The 20,512-nt window shown below is 70.7% G+C and carries 18 protein-coding genes and 1 pseudogene; 7 read left to right on the plus strand and 12 right to left on the minus strand.

The window, feature by feature from the left end:
* Nucleotides 1-13 precede the first annotated feature (13 nt).
* The gene (locus tag E6R62_RS22850; protein ID WP_136215384.1) at nucleotides 14-175 is read right to left on the minus strand and encodes a hydrophobic protein; all 162 of its coding nucleotides are present in this window, start codon (nucleotides 173-175) and stop codon (nucleotides 14-16) included.
* Nucleotides 176-330: 155 nt separating this feature from the next.
* Nucleotides 331-1,680 carry a hypothetical protein gene (locus E6R62_RS22855; protein ID WP_136215385.1) on the minus strand — a complete coding sequence of 450 codons (1,350 nt, stop codon included), beginning with the start codon at nucleotides 1,678-1,680 and terminating at the stop codon, nucleotides 331-333.
* Between the two features lie 542 nt (nucleotides 1,681-2,222).
* Between E6R62_RS22855 and E6R62_RS22865 the strand changes: the two genes are divergently transcribed.
* Complete coding sequence (locus tag E6R62_RS22865; protein WP_136215386.1) at nucleotides 2,223-3,569, plus strand: YihY/virulence factor BrkB family protein; 1,347 nt, start codon at nucleotides 2,223-2,225, stop codon at nucleotides 3,567-3,569.
* Nucleotides 3,570-4,303: 734 nt separating this feature from the next.
* Here the strand turns inward: E6R62_RS22865 and E6R62_RS22875 are convergent.
* On the minus strand, nucleotides 4,304-6,025 hold the full coding sequence (locus E6R62_RS22875; RefSeq protein ID WP_136215387.1) for a stealth family protein: 1,722 nt from the start codon (nucleotides 6,023-6,025) through the stop codon (nucleotides 4,304-4,306).
* A 348-nt stretch (nucleotides 6,026-6,373) separates the two neighbouring features.
* Between E6R62_RS22875 and E6R62_RS22880 the strand changes: the two genes are divergently transcribed.
* Both E6R62_RS22880 and E6R62_RS22885 read left to right on the plus strand, forming a co-directional pair.
* Entirely contained in the window at nucleotides 6,374-6,802 is a 429-nt protein-coding gene (locus E6R62_RS22880; protein WP_136215388.1) for an NfeD family protein, read from the plus strand.
* Nucleotides 6,803-6,804: 2 nt separating this feature from the next.
* The gene (locus tag E6R62_RS22885) at nucleotides 6,805-7,830 is read left to right on the plus strand and encodes an SPFH domain-containing protein (RefSeq protein ID WP_168714148.1); all 1,026 of its coding nucleotides are present in this window, start codon (nucleotides 6,805-6,807) and stop codon (nucleotides 7,828-7,830) included.
* 92 nt (nucleotides 7,831-7,922) lie between these two features.
* Here E6R62_RS22885 and E6R62_RS22890 read toward each other — a convergent pair whose 3' ends face one another.
* On the minus strand, nucleotides 7,923-8,960 hold the full coding sequence (locus tag E6R62_RS22890) for a PP2C family protein-serine/threonine phosphatase (protein ID WP_136215390.1): 1,038 nt from the start codon (nucleotides 8,958-8,960) through the stop codon (nucleotides 7,923-7,925).
* A 517-nt stretch (nucleotides 8,961-9,477) separates the two neighbouring features.
* Here E6R62_RS22890 and E6R62_RS22895 point away from each other — a divergent pair.
* Nucleotides 9,478-10,452: a MerR family transcriptional regulator gene (locus tag E6R62_RS22895; RefSeq protein ID WP_136215391.1), complete on the plus strand. Its 975-nt coding sequence runs from the start codon at nucleotides 9,478-9,480 to the stop codon at nucleotides 10,450-10,452.
* Nucleotides 10,453-10,543: 91 nt separating this feature from the next.
* Here E6R62_RS22895 and E6R62_RS22900 read toward each other — a convergent pair whose 3' ends face one another.
* Nucleotides 10,544-10,942, minus strand: a complete 399-nt coding sequence (locus tag E6R62_RS22900) for a VOC family protein (protein WP_136215392.1) — start codon at nucleotides 10,940-10,942, stop codon at nucleotides 10,544-10,546.
* Nucleotides 10,943-11,033: 91 nt separating this feature from the next.
* Here E6R62_RS22900 and E6R62_RS22905 point away from each other — a divergent pair, with 91 nt between their 5' ends.
* The 3 genes from E6R62_RS22905 to E6R62_RS22910 all read left to right on the plus strand — a co-directional run bounded on the left by E6R62_RS22905 (nucleotide 11,034) and on the right by E6R62_RS22910 (nucleotide 14,100).
* On the plus strand, nucleotides 11,034-12,035 hold the full coding sequence (locus tag E6R62_RS22905; protein ID WP_136215393.1) for a YafY family protein: 1,002 nt from the start codon (nucleotides 11,034-11,036) through the stop codon (nucleotides 12,033-12,035).
* A 219-nt stretch (nucleotides 12,036-12,254) separates the two neighbouring features.
* Nucleotides 12,255-12,410, plus strand: a complete 156-nt coding sequence (locus E6R62_RS39705; RefSeq protein ID WP_168714149.1) for a hypothetical protein — start codon at nucleotides 12,255-12,257, stop codon at nucleotides 12,408-12,410.
* A gap of 193 nt (nucleotides 12,411-12,603) precedes the next feature.
* The gene (locus tag E6R62_RS22910; protein WP_136215394.1) at nucleotides 12,604-14,100 is read left to right on the plus strand and encodes a UDP-N-acetylmuramoyl-L-alanyl-D-glutamate--2,6-diaminopimelate ligase; all 1,497 of its coding nucleotides are present in this window, start codon (nucleotides 12,604-12,606) and stop codon (nucleotides 14,098-14,100) included.
* A gap of 45 nt (nucleotides 14,101-14,145) precedes the next feature.
* Here E6R62_RS22910 and E6R62_RS22915 read toward each other — a convergent pair whose 3' ends face one another.
* From E6R62_RS22915 to E6R62_RS22945, 7 genes and pseudogenes are all read right to left on the minus strand, one after another.
* Entirely contained in the window at nucleotides 14,146-15,210 is a 1,065-nt protein-coding gene (locus E6R62_RS22915; RefSeq protein WP_136215395.1) for a sodium:calcium antiporter, read from the minus strand.
* Between the two features lie 101 nt (nucleotides 15,211-15,311).
* Nucleotides 15,312-15,956, minus strand: coding sequence for a CatB-related O-acetyltransferase (locus E6R62_RS22920; protein ID WP_136215396.1), 645 nt, complete (start codon nucleotides 15,954-15,956; stop codon nucleotides 15,312-15,314).
* A gap of 165 nt (nucleotides 15,957-16,121) precedes the next feature.
* Nucleotides 16,122-16,601, minus strand: a pseudogene (locus tag E6R62_RS22925) (PE-PPE domain-containing protein); the annotation flags it as partial.
* Between the two features lie 321 nt (nucleotides 16,602-16,922).
* Nucleotides 16,923-17,669, minus strand: coding sequence for a hypothetical protein (locus tag E6R62_RS22930; RefSeq protein WP_240801826.1), 747 nt, complete (start codon nucleotides 17,667-17,669; stop codon nucleotides 16,923-16,925).
* A 154-nt stretch (nucleotides 17,670-17,823) separates the two neighbouring features.
* A complete protein-coding gene (locus tag E6R62_RS22935) occupies nucleotides 17,824-18,405 on the minus strand; it encodes a TspO/MBR family protein (protein ID WP_240801827.1) in 582 nt (193 codons plus the stop codon).
* A gap of 184 nt (nucleotides 18,406-18,589) precedes the next feature.
* Nucleotides 18,590-19,063 carry a hemerythrin domain-containing protein gene (locus E6R62_RS22940; RefSeq protein WP_136215398.1) on the minus strand — a complete coding sequence of 158 codons (474 nt, stop codon included), beginning with the start codon at nucleotides 19,061-19,063 and terminating at the stop codon, nucleotides 18,590-18,592.
* A gap of 183 nt (nucleotides 19,064-19,246) precedes the next feature.
* A complete protein-coding gene (locus tag E6R62_RS22945) occupies nucleotides 19,247-20,440 on the minus strand; it encodes a cytochrome P450 (RefSeq protein WP_136215399.1) in 1,194 nt (397 codons plus the stop codon).
* Between the last annotated feature and the right edge of the window lie 72 nt (nucleotides 20,441-20,512).

A 20,512-nucleotide genomic window follows, 5' to 3' on the forward strand; every position in this document is an offset into this window, starting at 1 on the left:
CGGTGTCGTTCCGTTACCAGCGATACCAACGGCCACTGCCACCCTTCGGACGGGCGACGAAACCGATCAGCCACAGCACCAGAACGACGATGGCGACCCACCAGAGGATCTTCACCGCGAAACCGGCACCGAACAGGATCAGGGCGAGCAGAAGAACAAGAAGCAGGGGAACCATAGTTATCAACCTCCGAACCGCCTACTGCCCGACTACCCTCCGACCATGCGTTCGATCTTTAAGTGTTTCTTATCCGCGAGGGTGGGCAAGAGAAGCCGTCGCGTTCAGGGGTCGACGTACTGACGTACTCGATTTCGTCCTCATCCCGGCGGCACTTACGTAATCAAGCCGATCACGGCGGTGACGAGGTTTGCGATCGGGGCTCCGACGTCGCCGACGAAGTCGACCGCCTTCTGAAGCGAGTCGCCGAAGACCTGGAGCACATTCCTGCGCGGTGTGCCGGACAGTGCTTCGTCCTGGAAGGCGGTGAGGTCCCTGCTCACCTGTTCGGCCTCCTCGGAGGGCAGCTTGCTCGCTGTCAGTGCTACGGCTTCCGTGAGCTGCTTCAGCAAGGCTTTGGCTTCGTCGGGCAGGTTCGAGCCGTCGATCCGGTTGAAACTGTTCGTCACCACGTTTCCGCTGCCGATGACGCCGTGGATGTTTCCGCCTGCTCGTGTGTGGAACTCGTTCACGGTCCCGCCTTTCCCCGCCACCACGATCCGGTCCGCGATGTAGACCGGCTGCGACCCGCCGTCTGGGGTGGTGTTGCTGTCCAAAAGGGCCTGTCCGCGGGTGACGTTGTCGATTTGGGCCACGTCCCGCGCCCTGTTCGTGGTCAGCATGTGTGTCATGGTCCGCCATTCGTCCGCGGCCACGAGTTGCTCCGCCTCGTATGCGGCAGCCAGGATCGGATCCTGGTCGAATCCGTACTTCCGCGGGCTCGTCAGCAGGTCAAGTCCCCGATTGAGGAAACGCGACACCGCCTCGGTGTTCCTGCCGTCCTTCGCTTGTCTCATGAGAAAGCGGAGTACGAGTCGCACACACTCGTACTCGGTGTGGAGGCGGAGCAGATGGACCCGGAGCCGCCGCAGGGCGTCCCTGTCCGGATTCGGGCCCGTCCGTTCGATCAGCCAGACCCCGACCAGTGTTCCGCGGTAGCTCGCACGGCAGTGCGCCAGGCATACCCCGATGTCCTGCCGTAGGTCCACGACCTTGGCGTCCGGCGGCCGCTGCGCCTCCTTGGACGTGTAGTCGGCCAGTAGCAGCGGCCGGCCGGGGTGGAGCCAGGAACGGTCGGCGGAGGGCGTGGAGGTCGGGAGTCTGGTGGTCGCCCGCAGGATGTGCGCCGTGAGCGGCGCTCCAGCCTGTCCGAGATGGCAGTTGTTGCGACGGTCGCCATCGCCGCTGGACGTAACGGCGATGGGCAGGTCGAGCCAGTTGATCAGGAGTGCGACGAGGTCCTGGCCGGGAAATCTCGCCCGCCCCCGCCTGCCTGACCTGCCGCCCGCGACGGCCAGCTCGAACCGGATACCGACAAACCCGTCCGTGATCAGCCTCCTGTAGGCGCACGCGAAACCGGATGTGCGCTCGTCCCCGGACAGGAGGGGGAACTCCGAGAAACTCGGCGGGAAGCGGAACACGCTCGTGGCGTCGCAGAAGACACCCTCACCAAGCCAGGGGACCAATCCACCCTGCTTCCGGTGGCGCACCGGCCCGGTCGATCTGACGAATTCGCCCGACTGCGCCAGTGGCCAGCACGGAACATCGAGTCGGCGAGTCTCCCGGGCGAGGAGAGGACGCAGGTCGGCGATCGGGAATTGTGTTACCAGGAACACCCGCGATCACCTCGTGAAGGCCGCTGGGCTTCCCTCGTTGCCGAACGCGGAAGGAAGCCCGCCGACGGCGTCCTATCGGATTTGAACCGATAACCTCCGCGTCCACAGCACGGGGCTCTGTCTTTTGAGCTAAGGATACTTTCGGCCGGAGAGCGTAACCCTGCCGAGGTTGACAACCAGGGGAAGGGTTCCGATTTCTCCCATGAAACAACCGTAGCTCCCCGGCGGAGCCCCCGGCGACCTCACGGCCTTGTCAGTGCTTCCGGTCCCTCGCCCGTGCTCCCGCGCGAGCGAGGACCTCGAACGGTTCCCTGTCGCCTGGATGGCGGCGGTCGATCGGCGCAGGATGGGAGAGGGGCTCCCGCCTGCAGCTTTGCCCCGGAGGTGGCGCGATGAACCGCGCGGAGGTTGTGGTACGGCGCGTCGACGGGTTCCAGCAGCGCCACGCGATCGCGGGATTGCCGTTCGCCGTCATGCAGAAGTTCGGCAATGACCAGGCGGGAGGCAAGGCCACGTTGATCGCCTGGTACGGGATGTTCGCGCTCTTCCCGCTGCTGCTGCTGTTCTCGACGATCCTCGGTTTCGTGGCCGGCGGGCATCCAGCCCTGGAGCATCGGCTGGTGAACTCGGCGCTGGCCAACTTCCCTGTTCTCGGCAGCCAGTTGCGCAGTTCCGCGCACCCGCTGCGAGGCAGCGGCATGGCGCTGGCACTCGGTGTGCTCGGCGCGATCTACGGCACCCTGGGGCTCGGTCAGGCATCCCTGAACGCGATGAACACCATATGGAACGTTCCCTTCAAGCATTGGCCGGGGTACGTCAGCCGGCAGCTGCGGGGGTTCACGGTCCTGGCACTGCTGGGGTTGGCGATCTTGATGTCCACAACCCTGGCCGGCCTCGGCTCGGGGCTCGGGGTGCTGGCCGGCCCATGGACCTTGGCGGTGGCGGCGGTGGTCAACTTCGGGGTCTTCCTCGCCGCTTTCACCATGCTGACCGCGGCCACGGTGCGCGTACGCGACGTCCTGGTGGGCGCGGCGCTTGCCACCGCCTTCTGGCAGGCGCTACAGGCCGCCGGCACCTTCTACGTCCGTCATGCCATCGCCCATGCCACCGACGTGTACGGCTTCTTCGCGATCGTGATCGGGCTGCTGTCCTGGTTGTACATCGGGGCCAGGCTGACGTTGCTCGCGGCGGAGATCAACGTGGTCCTGCGCTACCGATTGTGGCCGCGCTCGATGACCCAGCCCCCGTTCACGGCCCAGGACAAAGCCGCGTTCGTGCTGCTGGCGAAGATGGAGGAACGCCGACCGGAGATGACGGTGGGCGTGTGGTTCAGCGCCGAGGCGGACCGGCAGCCGCTGACCGATCCGCCGCCATCGGACTCGGCGTACGCTCACGGCCCGACTCCCGTCGCTTCCGGCTCCGACGGGCCGCATGAGCACCGGTCCGCCGCCGACCTGGCACTGGCCCGCGAACTCTTGCGGAACGCGACGCGACGCCTGGCAGCCGACGCGTGCAGGTTGGCCACGGCTCCGGCGGCGGCACGTGAGAAAGGGATGGCGAGCCGGATCGCCGACCTGCGCAAGGCCGCACAAGCCGCCGCCCGCGCCGGCGTCCCCGCCGCGTTGATCACCGCGGACAGCGGGTTGGACGCCGCGACCATCCTGGAGTGGACCGCCGTACACCGACGGGGCGGCCACCCCCGGCCTTCGCCGGAAGCACCTCACTCCAAGACCCGATGACCCCCTCCCGGCGCGGCCGATCAGGCGTCTAAGGTCGCGCCCATGCCGAGGACCACGCCCCGCGCCCTGTCGATGTCGAGGCGCTCTTCCCGGATCTGGCCGCCTTCCGGGGCACGACGACCCGGCTCCACCCCCGGCCGGGCAGACCAGACCTGCCGGCAAGCTCGGTGGGCGGGCCCACGCTGTGGCCGGCGGACGAGCCCTGGCCGGTATGCGGGGAGGCTCATGCCCGTGGGCGGGGTCGGGGCCCGGCCGGCCTCCGCCGCTACCGGCAGGTTCTGGCCTCCGCATGGTCCCGCGAGCAGGCTCCCGGCCCTACGGACGAGGAACGGGACCTCTTGGTCGAGCTGCATCGGGAGCACCCTATCCCCGGGGCGTCCGAGACCGACCCGCTACCGCTGATCGGCCTCGCGCAGCCGTACCGGCGGGACCTGCCCGACCTGCCGGCGGGGCCGGGCGACCGCGACCTGCTCCAAATTTTCTGGTGTCCCTTCGACGCGCACGGCCCCGGCGGGTCCGACGGCTTCGTGCCCGAGCCCTGTGTGCTGCATCCGGAGCAGGTCGTCACTGCGCCACTCCCACGGCGGTCACCGTGGGCCGCTGGGGTGAGCTCAACGTATTCGCCTGTCCCGAGCTCGGCCATCCGCACCGTTGGAGCATCCAGTGGCTTGTCGCGCCGTTGGAAGACGAGGCGCGCGCCCAACGGCGCTGTCCACGAGCCCTTGCGGTGGCCGCTACGGCCGTTCGTACGGGGAGGGCACGGGAAAGTAGGCCTCCAGGAAGGCGGTCACCGCGCGGTGTTGGTCGCTGGGTGAGAGTTCGGAGCCGGCGTCGTCCGCCAGGCAGATGGCGTCGGCCGAGCGCGAGTGGAGCAGGTCCGGCAACTGCCGGATCTGCTCGGACCTGTCGGTGGCGATGAAGGCGTGCGACAGGTCGCCCTCGACGGCCCGGCCCTCGGCGAGGGCCAAGTGGGCCGCGAGGGTGACCGGGGCGACGTCGGCGGCGCTGCGGAACACCGAGCGGGCGACGGATTCGAGGAGGTCGGGCAGACGCGCCTCGACGGCGGCGTACAGACTTCGACTGAGCGGGTAGGGGGCGTGCGCCAGGATGTAGGGGTAGGTACGGCCCGCGGCGCGCTCGACGGCCTGTCGGGTGGCCTTCTGCGAGGCGGTGAAGACGTCGTCCTGGTCGTCGGTGTCCGGGTGCGCCGGGGGTACGGCCCGCTGGTCGTGGAAGACCTTCGGCAGTCCGGACGCGAGGAAGTAGTCCTGGGGCTGTTGCTCGCGCCCCAGGAAGATGTCGTCGTTGAAGTAGAGGAAGTGTTCGGCGAGTCCGGGAACGCGGTGGAGCCGGCTCTCGATGGCGTGGGAGTTGAACACCGGCAGCCCGGCCGGGTCGGCGAAGAGGTCCTGATGGTCCACAACGGTGATCTGTGGGTGCTCGGTGGCCAGCCAGTGCGGGACCTGGGCGTCGGTGACGATGAAGATGCGTCGGATCCAGGGGGCGTGGGCGGCGATGGAGCGGAGGCAGTGGCGGAGCTCGCCGCGATCACGGTACCGGTGCTCGGCCCGGTCGGTCGTGGCCGCGGCCGAGTCGGCGGCGGCCTCGTCGCGGCGGCGACGCCACTGCGGGTCGGAGGAGTCCACCCAAGTGATCACGGCGTCGATGGGGAAGGTGATGTCGTGGGGGAAGCAGCCCGCCAGCGCGTCGAGGACGGGGTAGCCGCGGTCCCCGATGCGGCGCGTGACGGAAGCCGTCATGGAGGGCACCCACCAGCCGTACGGTGTCGGGCGAAGTGAGGCGACCCCGCCCGCCCCGGACCCGGAGGGCTCCCAGAACTCGACGTCACAGCCGTGATCGGCCCCGTATCGGAGGGTTCTGCCGGAGGTGACCACCGGCTGGTGGACGCGCAGACCGGTGACTCTCGGGTGCTGCCCGTCGTCCGGCGTCGAGGTCGGTGGCCCCTGATCGACCTCGGCGTCCGCAACGGCGCCGAGCAGCGTCTCGGCAAGCACGTCTGCCGGCTCGCCCGCGAGCCCGAGCAACCGGACGTAGACGAGCTGTCCGGCGAACGCCCCGGCGAGTGCCCGCAGGGCGCGCGGGCGGTCCCCCGGAGAGATCGCCACACGATGGACCAGCCCGCCGTCCGGGACCAGACCGTAGGGGACGCGGGCTGCCTCCAGTGCCTCCGCGACCATCCGGAGGTTCGCCTCACGGGCGGCGGAGGGCAGGAGGTCATCGCGTACACGGGCGAGGCGTCCCCGGTCGCGGACCACTCCCGGCAGGCTCTCCAGCAGTTCCTCCTCACGGGTCCGGTGCCCCGCGGCTCCCTCTGCCGCGGGAATCCCCTCTGCCAGGGCCGGGGCCGGCTGGGTGGGAATCTTCAGCAGACGCAACGTCGGGGTGACCACTCTGCGGAGTCCGCCGGGGAGCGGGATGCGAACAGGGCGGTTCATGGGGACTTCCACCTCACGTGAAGGCTGTACAGCGGCCCGCCGAGTAGAGGGTGGCCGTCTGGCCGGGCATGGAGCGGGGTGACAGATGTGGTCCAACCTTCCACTACCGTTCACGTTCGGCACAAGGGTCTCGGGTGGCCGTGACGTCACACCGCGGAGCGCCGGCGACGACCGGCGGGCTAGGCCCCCGTACCGTCCCCCGCACCCGATCGCTGCCCCGGCAAAGGCCGGCGGGGGCAGGGGCCACCGGCCTTGGGACACTGCTCTGAAAATGGGTAAATCCCTGATGAAAGGATTCATCACCATTCGGGGGCTTCGGTCGGCGCCCGGGAGTCAGGAGGGGCTCCATTGGACCCGTGGTTGATCTGGTTGATCGCCGCTGCGGTACTGGCTGTGGCGGAGGTCTTCAGTTTGACCGCGGCACTGGGGCTGTTGGCGGGAGCCGCGGCCCTCACCGCCGCCTGCGCCGCGCTCGGGCTTGCCGTGCCCCTGCAGTTCGTCGTCTTCACGCTGGTCGCGACGCTGAGCCTGTGGTTCGTGCGTCCTCTCGCCGTGCGCCACCTCCAACCGCCCGGGGAGCGGTTCGGCGTGGAGGCACTGGTGGGCAGGGCGGCCTACGTCGTCTCGGAGGTGTCCGCACAGGGCGGCCGGGTCCGTATCGGCGGTGAGGAATGGACCGCCCGCGCGTACGACGAAACGCTGGTGATCGCGCCGGGAACGACCGTCGACGTCATGGAGATCAGCGGCAGCACCGCGCTCGTCTATCCCCGGGAGTGACCATGGAAACATCGGCGGCCCTCATCCTCGGCCTGCTCGCCGCGCTCCTCGCCGTCTTCACCGTCCTGCGGGCGGTGCGCATCGTGCCTCAGGCCCGTGCCCGCAACGTCGAACGGCTGGGCCGCTACCACCGCACGTTGACACCGGGCCTCAATGTCGTCATCCCGTACATCGATCGCGTCTATCCCGTGATCGACCTCCGGGAGCAGGTGGTTTCCTTCAGACCCCAGCCGGTCATCACCGAGGACAACCTGGTCGTCGAGATCGACACCGTCTTGTACTTCCAGGTCACCGACCCGCGAGCGGCCTCGTACGAGATCGCCAACTTCCTCCAGGCCGTCGAACAGCTCACGGTCACCACTTTGCGCAACGTCGTCGGTTCCATGGACCTGGAGAAGACGCTCACCTCGCGGGACACGATCAACAACCAGTTGCGCGGCGTCCTGGACGAGGCGACGGGCAAGTGGGGGCTGCGGGTCAACCGGGTGGAGATCAAAGCCATCGACCCACCGCAATCGATCAAGGACGCGATGCAGAAGCAGATGCGTGCGGAGCGGGACAAGCGGGCCGCGGTCCTGGCCGCCGAAGGACAGCGCCAGTCCCAGATACTCACGGCCGAAGGGGACAAGCAGTCCGCGGTGCTGCGGGCGGAAGGCGCGCGCACCGCCGAGATCCTGAGAGCGGAGGGCCAGTCCCGCGCCATCGACGAGGTCTTCCAGGCCGTCCACCGCAATGATCCCGACCCGAAGCTCCTGGCCTACCAGTACCTTCAGGTCCTCCCCCAACTCGCCCAGGGGCCGGGCAGCACCTTCTGGGTGATCCCCGGCGAGCTCACCTCCGCACTGGAGAACGTCTCCCGCGCCTTCAACCAGGTACTGCCGAAGTCGCCTGCCACCCGGGACGTCCCCGCGGCCGAGGACAGGACCACCCAAGCCGCCAGCGACGCGGCGCAGGCGGCGGCAGCCGCGGCCAAGGCGCTCGCCGACGCCGCCGAAGCCGACACCGCGCCGCAGCAGCCCTTGCAGTAGCAGGGGCTGCGGGGCCGGCCGCCGGAGGGTGGTGCGGCGCGTGGTTCAGTGGCGCGGCTCCGATGGCTCGCGCGTCCGATCCGGCTCGCGCCTCAGGACTCCCGTAGGCGGACGGCGAGGGCGGCGATGTCGTCGTCCAGGCGTCCCCTGCTGTAGTGCAACAGGTCGCGGTGAAGTGCCGTGAGCAGTTCCCGGGGCAGTGTCGCGGGCTGGCGACGCATCCAAGCCGTCAGCGGGAAGAACTCGCCGTCGCGGGCTCGGGCCTCGGCGATCCCGTCGGTATAGAGAAGCAGCAGGTCACCCGGGGCGAAGTCGAAGGTGTCGAGGTAGTAGCGATCACCGATCAGCTCGGCGAGGCTGAGCAGTGGCGACGGGGTACCGGGATCGAGGACGCGCAGGTTCCTGCGGTGCAGCAGCAGCGGCGGGGGGTGTCCGCAGTTGAGGATGTCGATACGTCCGCCCTCGTGCGGGATCTCGACGAGAAGGGCGGTGGCGAAGCGCTCCATCGGTCCCTCGGGGGGAAAGGCCGCGTTGTACCGGGTACTGCTGGCGTCCAGCCGGCGTGCGACGTCGATCAAGTCGGGCTCGCCGTAGGCCGCCTCCCGGAAGGCGTTCACGATCGCCGCGGCCGCCCCCACCGCGGGCAGACCTTTGCCGCGTACGTCACCGATGAGCAGCCTGACCCCGTACGGCGTGTCCACCACCTCGTAGAAGTCTCCGCCGATGCGGGCCTCCGCCGCGGCCGCCAGGTACAGCGACTCGATCTCGACGTTCCCGAGGCGGCGCGGCATGGGGCTCAGCACCACCTGCTGCGCCGCGTCGGCGACGAGCCTGACCTGGAAGAGGGTGCGCTCCCGCTGGAGCCGGACATGGCTTCCGTACGCGGCGGCCACCGTGACGGCGATGATCCCGGCGGCCGTCCACCAGGTTCCCAGGTCGGGGAAGACGAGGCTGAGGCCGATCATCAGGAAGAGGCAGACCGTCCCGAGCAGGACCGTGGGGAGCACGGGCCACATGGCGGCGGCGAGGGCGGGCGCTGCGGGCAGGAGGCGACTGAAGGCCAGTTCCGGCGGCGTGGAATATGCCAGGCTCGCGATGACGACGGTCAGGATGACCGGCGACAGCCGCACAAGTCTCCCCTGGCCGCGGCGCCGGCGGAGCAGGGGCCGCCCGGATTCGATCACACTTCAGAATATCGGCTTAATCAGGGCATAGCGCCCTGAAGGATCAAAGCCGCCCACCCACCCCGGAGCCACTTGCCGGGCGCCGGCCCAGCCTGCCGGGGCTGGCCCCTGTGCGGCAGCGTTACGACGGGGACCGCCGACCGGCCGACTCCGCGCCACGGCCGCGTTGTCGTTCCCGTAGGCGCCGTCCACCCGCGCCCCGGGCACGTTCGAGGGCGCCCAGCCGGCGCCGGCCGAGTCCGCGAACCCGAAGTGCACGCCGCGGCAGCCGACCGGCCGTCCAGCGGTGGCTGGGCGATGGCCCGCGCCTTCGCCGATCCCGGCCGCCCCGTCGAGGAGGGACGTACGCACCTGCCCGGGCCGTGGCGGGCGTCGGCGCCGGAGGGTGGACGCGGCCCGCACCGCCCGGGAGGCGGCCCTGACGGTTGACTCTCCACCCGCTGGAGACCGGAGAGTGGGTGTCATGAACGGCACGACGTCCCCGCACTCCATCGGCAGTCTGTCGACCCGTACCGGCGTGCCGGTACGAACGATCCGCTTCTACTCGGACAGCGGACTGCTGCCCCCGACACATCGCACTTCGGCCGGCTACCGCCGCTACGACGACGCGGCGCTGCTACGGCTCCGGACGATCTGTGTCCTGCGCGAGCTGGACGTCGATCTCGCCACCATCCGCCATGTCCTGGGCGGCGGCCTCTCCGTCGCCGAAGTGGCCGCCGCGCACGCCGACGCCACTGAAGTCCAGATCCGTGTACTGCGCCTGCGGCGAAGCGTCCTGCGCCACCTCGCCCGGCGCGGCTCCAGCCCAGAGGAGATCTCATTCATGCACCGCCTCACCAGCCTCACCACCGGCGAACGACACCGCCTGATCTCAGACTTCATCGAGGACCTCACCGCCCGGACGAGCTCCCCCGGCCCCGCGGCCGCCGCTTTGCGCACGGCCGTCCCCGAGCTGCCCGACGACCCGTCGGACGAGCAGCTCGCCGCATGGGTGGAGCTCGCCGAATTGATGGGCGACGACGGCTTCCGCGCGCGCATGGCGGAGGTGGCCCCCGCGCCCGCGGACGAAGACGTCTTGCCGGGCGTTCCCGCCGAGACGGCGGCCGAGCTCATCGCCTTCGCCGGGCAGGCGGCCGGTGCCGCGATGGAAGCGGGCGCCGACCCCGAGGGCGAGGACGCCTCGGTGGTCGCGGACGGCGTGGTGGCGCACTTCGCCACGGTGCTGGGCCGCCCGGCCGGCCCCGAACTAGGTGAGTGGATGGCAAGTCGCTTCGAAGCGGGGCACGACCCGCTGACCGAGCGGTACTTCCGGCTGGTCTGGACGGTCAACGACTGGCACGTCGTCCCCGGCCACCTGCCCTTCCAGCCGTGGTTGGTCAAAGCCCTGCGCCACCCCCGGCCGAACGACCAGGCTCGGCCGCCGCGAAATGACCGTTGAACCGGTCCGGGCCGGCGGCGGCCGGCGTCTTCCGGTACTTCACCGGTCGGCCGAGTACCCGATCCGCGCGGCAGGGCAGGTCGTCGTCCGGTCAGCGAGCGAACCTCGCGATGGCGGCCGGGGTGACGGGGGTGAAGAAGTTGACGAGGTTGCCGTCGGGGTCGCGGAACAGGAGTGCGCGGTTGCCCCAGGGCATCGTGGTGGGCTCATTGACGAAGTCCTCCACGAAGCCGGTCAGCTTCCGGTGCACCGCGTCCACGTCGTCGACGAGGAACTCGATGATGACGCTGCGGTTGTCGGCCGGGCGGGCAGAGCCGGGCGCGAACAGCGGAACGGTACGGGTGCCGGCGATCGCGAGGGTGGCCGAGGCGGTCCTCAGCTCGGCGAAATCCTCGGTGGGTCGGCTCGCCGGCACTCCGGTGGCGCGCTCATAGAAGTCGACGAGGCGGGCGACATCGCCCGTGATGATGCGGATCGAGACGAAGTCCATGGGTTCTCCCCTGGTAGATCGGTGCTTACGACCGCACGCTACGACCGATACCGGACACAATCCGCCCGGTATCCGCGCGAGACTTGCGACCATGCCCCGACCCATCGCCCGCGTGCTCACCCTGCTCGAACTCCTGCAATCCGGAGGCACCCGGACGGTCGGCGAGCTCGCCGACCGGCTCGATGTCGACGAGCGCACGGTGCGGCGGTACGCCGACCACCTCATCGATCTCGACGTGCCCGTCGAGTCCGTACGAGGCCGCTACGGCGGATACCGCCTCGCCCCCGGATACCGGATGCCTCCGCTCATGCTGAGCGACGACGAAGCGCTCGCCGTGCTGCTCGGCCTGATCGCGGGTCGGCGGGCCGGATTGACGACGGCCACCGGCACGGCGAGCGAGACGGCGGCGGCCAAGGTCAGGCGGGTGCTGCCCGAACGGCTCGGCCGCAGGCTCGACGCGGTGCTCGACTCGCTCGCCTTCACGGCCCCGCCCGGTGAGTCGATCGCCCCCGAAGCCGAGGTCCTGCTCGCGATCGCCGACGCGGTGCGCCACCACCGGCCGGTCTCGATCCGGTACACCGCCGCCGACGGCCGGCGCAGCGAACGCGCCCTGCACCCGTACGGGCTCGTCGCCCACTCGGGCAGGTGGTACGTGACGGGCGAGGATCCGGCGATCGGCGGGGAACGGACGTTCCGCCTGGATCGCATCACCGGTGCGAGGACCCTGACCGGCGTGTTCGAACCTGTTGCGGGACTCGACCCGGCGGAGCGGCTTTTGGCAAGCCTCGCCGGCGCCCCGTACCGCCACGAAGTGTCCCTGCGGGTCCAGGCGACGGCCGAGCAGATCCGGACCCGGCTTCCCGCAGGCATCGCGATCGTGTCGGAATCACCACCCGCAAGCGGCGCGGGCTCGGACGCGAAGCAGTGGTCCCGTGTCGAGTTGCGGGTGGAGCGGCTCGACTGGCTGCCTGCCGTGCTCGCCTCGCTGGACCGGCCGTTCGTGATCGAACGGCCGGATGAGCTCCGCGACCTCGTCGAGGCGCTCGCCGGCCGCCTCGCGGACTCTGCCCGACGCGAACCGCCGCACGCGTGACGAACCAGTACGCCGCCCGTCCCGGTCGGCCCCGAACAGCCGGATAGGGGCCGTCGGACTGTCGGCTCGATCCACAGGTCGTGGTGCTGGAGCCCGTGACGGGTTCCAGCACCACCTGCCGCCGTGGCTCGGCGTCAGGTGGTGCTGGAACGGTGCCTCTGGGACGGGCTTCGAGTCGGCGCGGCGTACGGGTCGTGCCGGCGCACGTACACTCGGGCCATGAACCGCACGCGACGCGTCACGGGAGAGTGCCTGCCGCAGGCTGCCCCTGTCACGCGTGCGGCCGGCGCGGGCCGGTCGGGCGTCAGCCGCCGGACCGCTGCCGACGGACAGGCCCCGACGGTCGGCCGCGGCGTCCTGCACGGCCACGGCTAGCGCACTCCCGCGCGGCCGCTCCTTCCCGCCACACCGCTTGCCGCGAGGTCTCGACGACCGACCCCGACCGGCCCCGGTCGCCGCGCGGGCGACACATCGCCTCCCACCCCACCACGCGGTTCCGACGTCCCGTCGGCGCTGCCGCCAGGCGAAGGCCGCACGCCGGGCCGTAGCCGTCTTCGAAGGGACCACTGTGAAGTTGAGCGGGTTGTTGACCGGCCACGAGCACCACGTCATCCAGGGCGACACGGAGTCTACGAGGATCACCGCGGGCACCACCTTCGACGTCGAGCGAGTGGTGCCGGGCTCGCTTTTCATCGCCGTACCCGGCCACCGGGGCGGCGGACCCGCCTCCATCGCCGCGGCGCTCGCGCGCGGGGCGGTGGGTGTGCTCGTCGACGCGGCGGGAAACGCCGCCGCGTCCGCCGCACGGGAGCTGCTGCCGGCGGTGTGCATCGTGCAGGTGCCCGACACCCGGAAGACGGCCGCCGTCGTATCCTCCCGCTACTTCGGCGAGCCGGGTCGGCACATGGACGTGGTGGCGGTGACCGGGACCAATGGGAAGACTTCCATCTCCTACATGGTCGAGTCGCTGCTGAGGATCTCCGAGGGCGCCTCGGTGGGCGTGATCGGTACGTCGGGCAGCCGCATCGGTGACGCGGTGATCCCCATGCCGCCCTCGGTGCTGACCACGCCGGAAGCGCCCGACCTCCAGTACCTCCTGGGCCACATGCGGGACCAGGGCACCGGCAGCGTGGTGCTGGAGGCCACCTCGATGGCCCTCCAGACTTACCGGATGGACGAAACGTTCGTCGACGTCGGCGTGTTCACCAACCTCACCCAGGACCACCTGGACGACCACGGCACGATGGCCCACTACACGGAGGCCAAACTGCGGCTGTTCCAAGGGCTCTGCCGGCACGCGGTGGTCAACGCGGACGACGCCGTGGGCGCCGACATCCGCACGATGATGCCAGACGCGGTGACGACGTACGGCCTCGACGAGGAGGCGGACTTCCGGGCCACGGACCTGATCGCCGACGCGTCGGGCACTCGGTTCACCCTCCGCCACGACGGTCGGGCGTACACGGCGGCGATCCCGGTCCCCGGCCGCTTCTCCGTGTCCAACGCGTTGGCGGCCGTCGCGGCGTGCCACGTATTGGGGCACGACCTGGAAGGACTGGTGGCCGCGCTCACCCACATGCCGCCGGTACCAGGGAGGTTCGAGCGGTTCGTGACACCCGCCGGCACCTCGGTGATCGTGGACTACGCGCACTCGACCGACTCCCTCGACAAGATCCTCACGGCCATCCGCGGCTTCGCCCGGGGCCGGGTCATCACCGTCTTCGGCTGCGGTGGGGACCGCGACACCACCAAGCGCGCCGAAATGGGGCGTATCGCCGGGACCCACTCCGACCTGTGCGTCCTGACCTCGGACAACCCCCGTACCGAGGACCCCGAGGCGATCCTCGACCAGATCGCTCCCGGCATCCAGGCCACCGGCACGCCGTACGAGCGTTGTGCCGACCGCCGCCGGGCCATCGCTCACGCGCTGTCCGCGGCTCAGCCCGAAGACATCGTCCTCATCGCCGGAAAGGGCAGCGAGCCGTACCAGATCGTGGGCGAGGACCTGCTGCCCTTCAGCGACATGGCGACCGTCCGCGACCTGGCGTCCCGCCTGCTCCCTTGACCACGCGAGGCCGCAACGGCCGGGGTGTGCGGCGTCTCGCGCGGGTCACGTCGCGATGGTGGCCAGGCCCGCGATGCCGATGAGGTAGATGAGCACCGCGGCGACGCTGTCGATACCCATGCGGGCGTACTGGCGGCGCGGGCGGAAGATCAGCCCTGCCATGTAGACCACGGTCAGGATGATCCCGAGCGCCGTGAGGTAGATGTCGGTGTGGTGCGCGGCCGGCAGGACCGGTTTGTCGGAGATGACGCCGGCGAGGAGGAACAGGACGGGCAGGAAGGCGTTGCCGCCGAAGATGTCGCTGATGGCGAGCTGGTAGTCGCCCAGTTTCGTCGAGGTCAGACCGGTGCTGATCTCGGGCAGGGAGGTGGCCGCCGCGAGCACGGTCGCGCCGAACAGTACGCCGCTCAGGCCTTGGCGGGCGAAGAACTCCTCACCGCTGCGTTCGATCACGACACCGGCCACCAGGGTGGCCAGCGCGGAGACGCCGAAGACCAGTGCGGCGCGGGCGGTGCTCACACCCTTGTCGCTGGCGGCCTTCTCCTTCTTGCCTTTGGAGTGGCCCCGCGGTTCGGGCTGGCTCTCGGGGGCGTCGCCGCCCTCGCGCCACGGCAATCCCCGGCCCGCCCGGTCGAGGAGGAACAGTCCGCCCACCCACAGGCCGGCGATGGCGACCGAGGCGGGGGCCAGCCGGGCGGCGTGCAGCTCCGCGGGGAGCTGGGTGCCCATCACCACGACGGCCAGGATGACCACCACCAGCGCCCCCTCGAGAACCAGCAACAGACTGGCCGCCAGCCGGGTCAGCGGCGCACGCGGGCGGACGCCGGCGGCGTCCAGGACGGCCAGGACCACGGTCTGGATGGCGATACCTCCCAGGATGTTGCCCACCGCCACATCGAGTTGGCCGGCCAACGCCGCACTCACGGTGATCGCGATCTCCGGGAGGTTCGTGGCGATCGCCAGGAGGATCAGACCCCCCAACGCGCTTCCCAGACCCAACCGTTCGGCAAGCACGTCGGTGGTGTCCGACAGCTTGATTCCCGCGAACCAGATGACGGCCGCGCTGGCCACGAACAACACCGACAACACCGGCGAACCCAAAGATCCCATACCGCCTGGACTACCCGCGCGTCCATGCCCTAACCAGCGGCCACGCCGGACGACAACGCCTCACACCAAAGGCCGGTGCCGTCGGCATGCCTGCACAGCGCCTACGGGGCATCGGGAGCGGCGGCTTCCAGGTCGGCGATCGTGCCCGACATGATCGTCCGCACGTGCTCGGTGATGTGTTCCGCGGGCCAGTCCCACCAGGCGACCGCCAGCAGTCGGGCGATGTCGCGGTCGTCGTAGCGGGTGCGGATCAGACGGGCCGGGTTGCCGCCGACGATGCCGTAGTCGGGGACGTCGGCGGTGACCACGGCCCCGGTGCCGATGATCGCGCCGTGACCGATCCGCACCCCGGGCATGACCGTCGCGCCGTGGCCGAACCAGACGTCATTGCCGACGACGGTGTCCCCGCGGTTCGGCAATCCCGTGAGCAGGGCGAAGTGTTCGGACCATGAGCCGCCCATGGTCGGGAAGGGGAAGGTCGAGGGGCCGTCCATGCGGTGGTTGGCGCCGTTCATGATGAACCGCACTCCGGTACCCAACGCGCAGAACCTGCCGATGACCAGCCGCTCGGGCCCGTAGTGGTAGAGGACGTTGCGCGTCTCGAACGCGGTCGGGTCGTCCGGGTCGTCGTAGTAGGAGTACTCCCCCACCTCGATCAGCGGGGACTTCACGAGCGGTTTGAGCAGCACCACCCGCGGTTGCCCGGGCATCGGGTGGAGCACCGTCGGATCCGCGGGTACGGGCATGGCTCGGGCTCCTCGTCGGTCGGGGTCGTTTCCGAACCATGATCGCCAAGCGGGGCCGTTCCGGGGAAGCCACACGGCGGGCGGGCGCCCCTCGGGCCGGTGTGACGCCGCGGCCCGTGCCCCCGGGCAGGCCGCGGCGTCCCGCCTGAGCTCGGCGGTCTCAGCTCACGCCGCCGGGAACCAGACCGTCCCGTTGCCGCCGTGCCGGGTGAGGGTGCTCTCGATGATGCTGCCGGGCTGGAAGTAGCGCGGGGGCTGCTGTAGGAAGCCCGAGAAGGAGTCCAGGGACGTGGCCTCACAGACGCCGTCGGTCTGGATGCAGAAGCGCTCGACGGGGACGCCGGGGAACTCCTGCGGTCCGGTACCGGGAGAATAGGCCACGAAGGGAATCACGGTCCCCTGGGGCACCAGGTGCCAGAATCCGGTGCCGGGCTGCATCGGGTCGGAGTAGAGCATGCCGTCGACCTGTGAGCGGGGCACAGCGGTGCCGTTGTCGGCGATCTTCCGGAGCAGCAGATCACCGACCCAGGCGCCCTGCGGGGAGCCCGCGATGGTCAAGTGCGCCGCGGGGTCGGCGCGGTAGGTGCTCTCCAGCGCGGCCAGGGCGTTCCGGTAACCCTGGTTCACGCCCTCGCCGAAACCGGGGGTGCCCCAGGGGGCCGGCTGGTCTACGGCTCGTGTGCGTCCTTCGGATCAGAGTGTTCGAGCCATCCCGGGTGAGGATGCGCCTACCCGGCCGCGCCCGCAGGTTCGTCATGCTGTTCTCGGCCGGACCGTCGGGCGGCTCCGTCATGGGCTTCGGCTGCGGTCTCGAGTTCACCGCGGAGGCCTTCCTGACCCGCGGGCACCTGACGGTGAACACCACGGTGAGCGGCGACGGTCGTCAACTCGCTGGTGTACGCGGTCACGTTCGGGTTGGCGGGCGGCCGGGTCGGGTCGGGTCGGTCGCGTTCGTAGCAGGCCCTGTCAGGCCGAGGCGTCCCAGGCCATCCGCAGGCCGTCCAGCCAGGCCGGCGGCAGTTCCGCGGCGTCCCACTCCTCCCGCAGGCCCTGCGGGGCGGCGACGAGCCGCTCCAGCACGGCGATGCCGGTGGCGGAGTGGACGAGCGAATAGCGGCCGTGGAGCGTGATGGCGCTGCCGGGCCCGTATTCCTCGAAGAGCCGCTCCAGGCGGGGCCGGTGCACCGAGGCGAACTCCGTCAGTCGCCCGGCGTATCCGGCCCGCTGCCGGGGACTCATCGTGCCGAGGACCGCGACGAGCACCTCGTCGGTCACCTCCGGATCAAGCTCCGAGTCCGCGGTGAACGACCGGTACAGCGGTGTCAGCGCCACTCGGGCCCGTTCCACCTCCATGCGTCCGGCGCGCGGGTGCTCCTCGGCCGGACCCTGCCGACCGTCCGCGCCCACGACCCGCACCAGGCTCCGCTCGGCCACATCGCCGAGTTCTTCCAGGAGGCTCTCGGCCCCGTCGAGCCAGCCCGACTCGTACGCCGCGCCCTTGTCTCCCGGTGCGCTCCGATCGCCGCCGCTCAGCTCCTTGTGGGCGAGGGCCAGCGCTCCCGCCTCCAGTAGCCCGATCAGTTGCCGCGCGTCGTCGGAAGGGACTCCCGCCCGCGCGAGGAGCCGCAGCAGCGTCGTCCTCGCATTGTCGACGCTCGCCTCGTCCGGCCACTGCCGTCCCTCGTCGGCCGTGCTCATCAGGTCCTCCCTCATCGCTCGGATGGTAGCGCGGTGGGTGCGACGGATCGTGCCCCGTACGGTCCAACGTCCAACGTCCGACGGCCGGCCCGCGCTCCCCGCCCTCCCCGAGCACGTCCGCCGTCCCGACGCGCGGCGCACCGAGCCCTCGCGGCCCCGGCCGGGGGCGTCAGGGCCGCCCGTGGCGGGTGGCGGCTGCCCCCGGCCGGGGGACCGCACGCCCGGCACCCGCGCGTCGTCCCGTGCGGTTGCGCGAGGCGATGGACGTGTTGAGGGCGGTGGCGAAGGCGCACCAGGCGGCGTAGGGCAAGAGCGCGGCGGCCGCGCGGGCGTCCGTGCGGGCGGTGCGGCGGAGCAACTCCGCGTTGCTGAGATCCAGCAGCAGGGTCCCGGCCAGGCCGGCCCGCGGGCTGCGGAGGCCGAAGAACATCCAGGTCCAGGCCGCGTTCACCGTGAGGTTCACCCCGAGGCTGACGGCCAGGCGGCGCCGCGCCGGCCCCCGGGCCCGGGTCAGGGCCCGGCCGCCGGCCCAGGCGATCGACGCGTACAGCGGCGTCCACACCGCGCCGAACGCCCGGGGCGGTGGCTGCCAGGACGGCTTGCGCAGCCCGCGGTACCAACGGCTCTCGGCGTCCACCGCCCGCGCTCCCAGGACGGCGGCCGCGGTGACCGCGGCCGCCGTGAACGCGTACGTCCTCTTCGGCGTACGCCGTGCGTCTTCCTCGTCGTCCATCAGCGGCTTCATGGTCATGCGTCTTCCCTCGGTCGGTGCGTGGAAGCGCCACGGGATTCGCTGCGGGCGGCGGCACGTGGCCGTGGACCTCCGAGAAGCGAACCCGCGGCGTGCCGGTGCCCACGGCAGGGGCCCTCGCCCGGCGGCCGACGCCGGGCGGGGCCAGGTCCGGACGGGGCACCTTGCCGGACGGGGTCCGGTGCTAGTCCGTCGCGCTCGGTACGGCCAGCGGGTCGCGTGGAGCCTTCTTCTTCTCGGCTTCGAGCCGTTCTCCGAGCTCGGTGAGCCGGTTGCGTCCCATCGCCTTGCGGACGTCGGGGAACCAGTCCTGCTCCTCCTCCTCGACGTGGTGACGGACGTTCTCCATCAGGACGGTCATCTTGGCTTTGAAGCGCTCGTCCGAGGCGTCCATGCCCTTGAGCTCGGAGAGCATCCACACGACGGCATGGTGCTCCTCGATGCTTTCGAGAATGTGATCGGTGGTGTCGGGGGCGGCTTCGCGGGCGGCCGGATAGAAGATCCGCTCTTCGATCCAGGCGTGCACGGTCAGTTCCTCGATCACCTCGTCGACGATCCGGCGCCGCTCGGTCAGATCGTCGTCGCCCGTCTTCTCGAACCGCTTGAACAGCTTCTCGACCGTCTTGTGGTCGTCGCGCAAAAGCACGATCGCGTCCATGTCCGTCTCCTCCCGCTGTGGTCCGCGTGCACCGTCGGCGTTCCGGGCACGGGCACCACCATCACCCGGCGCGTGACCTGGGCCGCGCCGTTGCGTGCGGAACGCACGGGAGACCGCCCGCCCGGACCAGCCGCACCCGGACGGGGCGCACCGGCGCAGGCGCCGGTTCCGCGCGGACGGCGTTCACCACCCGATCGGCATGACGCGCGGCCCGCGCACCAGCATCTCGGTCTTCCACGTGAGGTCGCCGACGACCTTGAGCCCGGGGAAGCGCAGGAGGAGCGCGCCCAGGGCCTCCTGGAGTTCCATGCGGGCCAGCTGGGCCCCGAGGCAGTGGTGGACGCCGTGCCCGAACCCGAGGTGCTGGTTGGAGGGGCGTCGGATGTCGAGGACCCCTGGGGCGGTGAAGCGCAGCGCGTCGCGGTTGGCCGCGCCGGTCGCGACCAGCACCGGGTCTCCGGCCTTGACGAGGGTGCCGCCGACCTCGATGTCCTCGGTGGCGTACCGGGCCTGGCCGGCGCCACTGCCCAGCGGCACGAACCGCAGCAGCTCCTCCACCGCGCCCGCGATCAGGGCGGGGTTCCGGCGCAGCAGCGCGAGCTGGTCCGGGTGGTCGAGCAGGGTGAGGACGAAGTTGGGGATCTGGGACGCGGTGGTTTCGTGCCCGGCGACGAGGACCGCCACGCACAGGTCGATGAGCTCCAGCTCCGAGAGCCGGTCACCGTCGCCGTCCCGAGCTTCGATGAGCGCCGTCATCAGGTCGTCCTGCGGGGCCTGGCGGTGGAGGTCGATGAGCCCCGCCATGTAGGCGCGCAGTTCCTCGCGGTTGGCGTGGAACTCCTCGGCCGTCAGCGAGCCGGTCGAGAGCGCGGCGTCGCTCCACACCCGAAAGCGCGGGCGGTCCGCGACCGGTACGCCCAGCATGCGGCAGATCACGGCGACGGGGATGGGCAGTGCGTAACGGTCGACGAGGTCGACCGGGGGCCCTGCCGCCTCCAGCTCGTCGAGCAGCTCGGCGGCGTACGCGCGCACTTGTGGGCGGAGCCTCTCGACCTGCCTGACGGTGAACGCCTTGGCCACCAGGGTCCGCAGCCGGGTGTGGTCGGGCGGGTCCATGCCCAGGATGCCGCTGTCGGCGCGGCCCTCGGACTGTCGGGGCTCGTCACGGGTGTTGCCCGCGGCGCGGCTGAAGCGCGCGTCGCCCAGCACGAGGCGGGCGTCGGCGTAGCGGGTGACCAGCCAGGCCGGCTCGCCGTACGGCATCCGCACGCGTAACAGGCCGGGACGGTCGCGTACGCGCTCGTACTCCTCGGCGAGCCGAAGTCCCTCGGCGGTGTTGAAGGGGTAGCTGAGGGTGGGGGTGTCGGTGTTCGTCACTTCGGCCTCCCGGGCGCGGGTTGTAAGCAGCTGCTTACAACCTAGGACGGGCTTTCCGACCGGTCAACGACG

It is taken from the genome of Streptomyces sp. A1136, from assembly GCF_004795055.1.
In the GTDB taxonomy this organism is placed as follows: Bacteria; Actinomycetota; Actinomycetes; order Streptomycetales; family Streptomycetaceae; genus Streptomyces.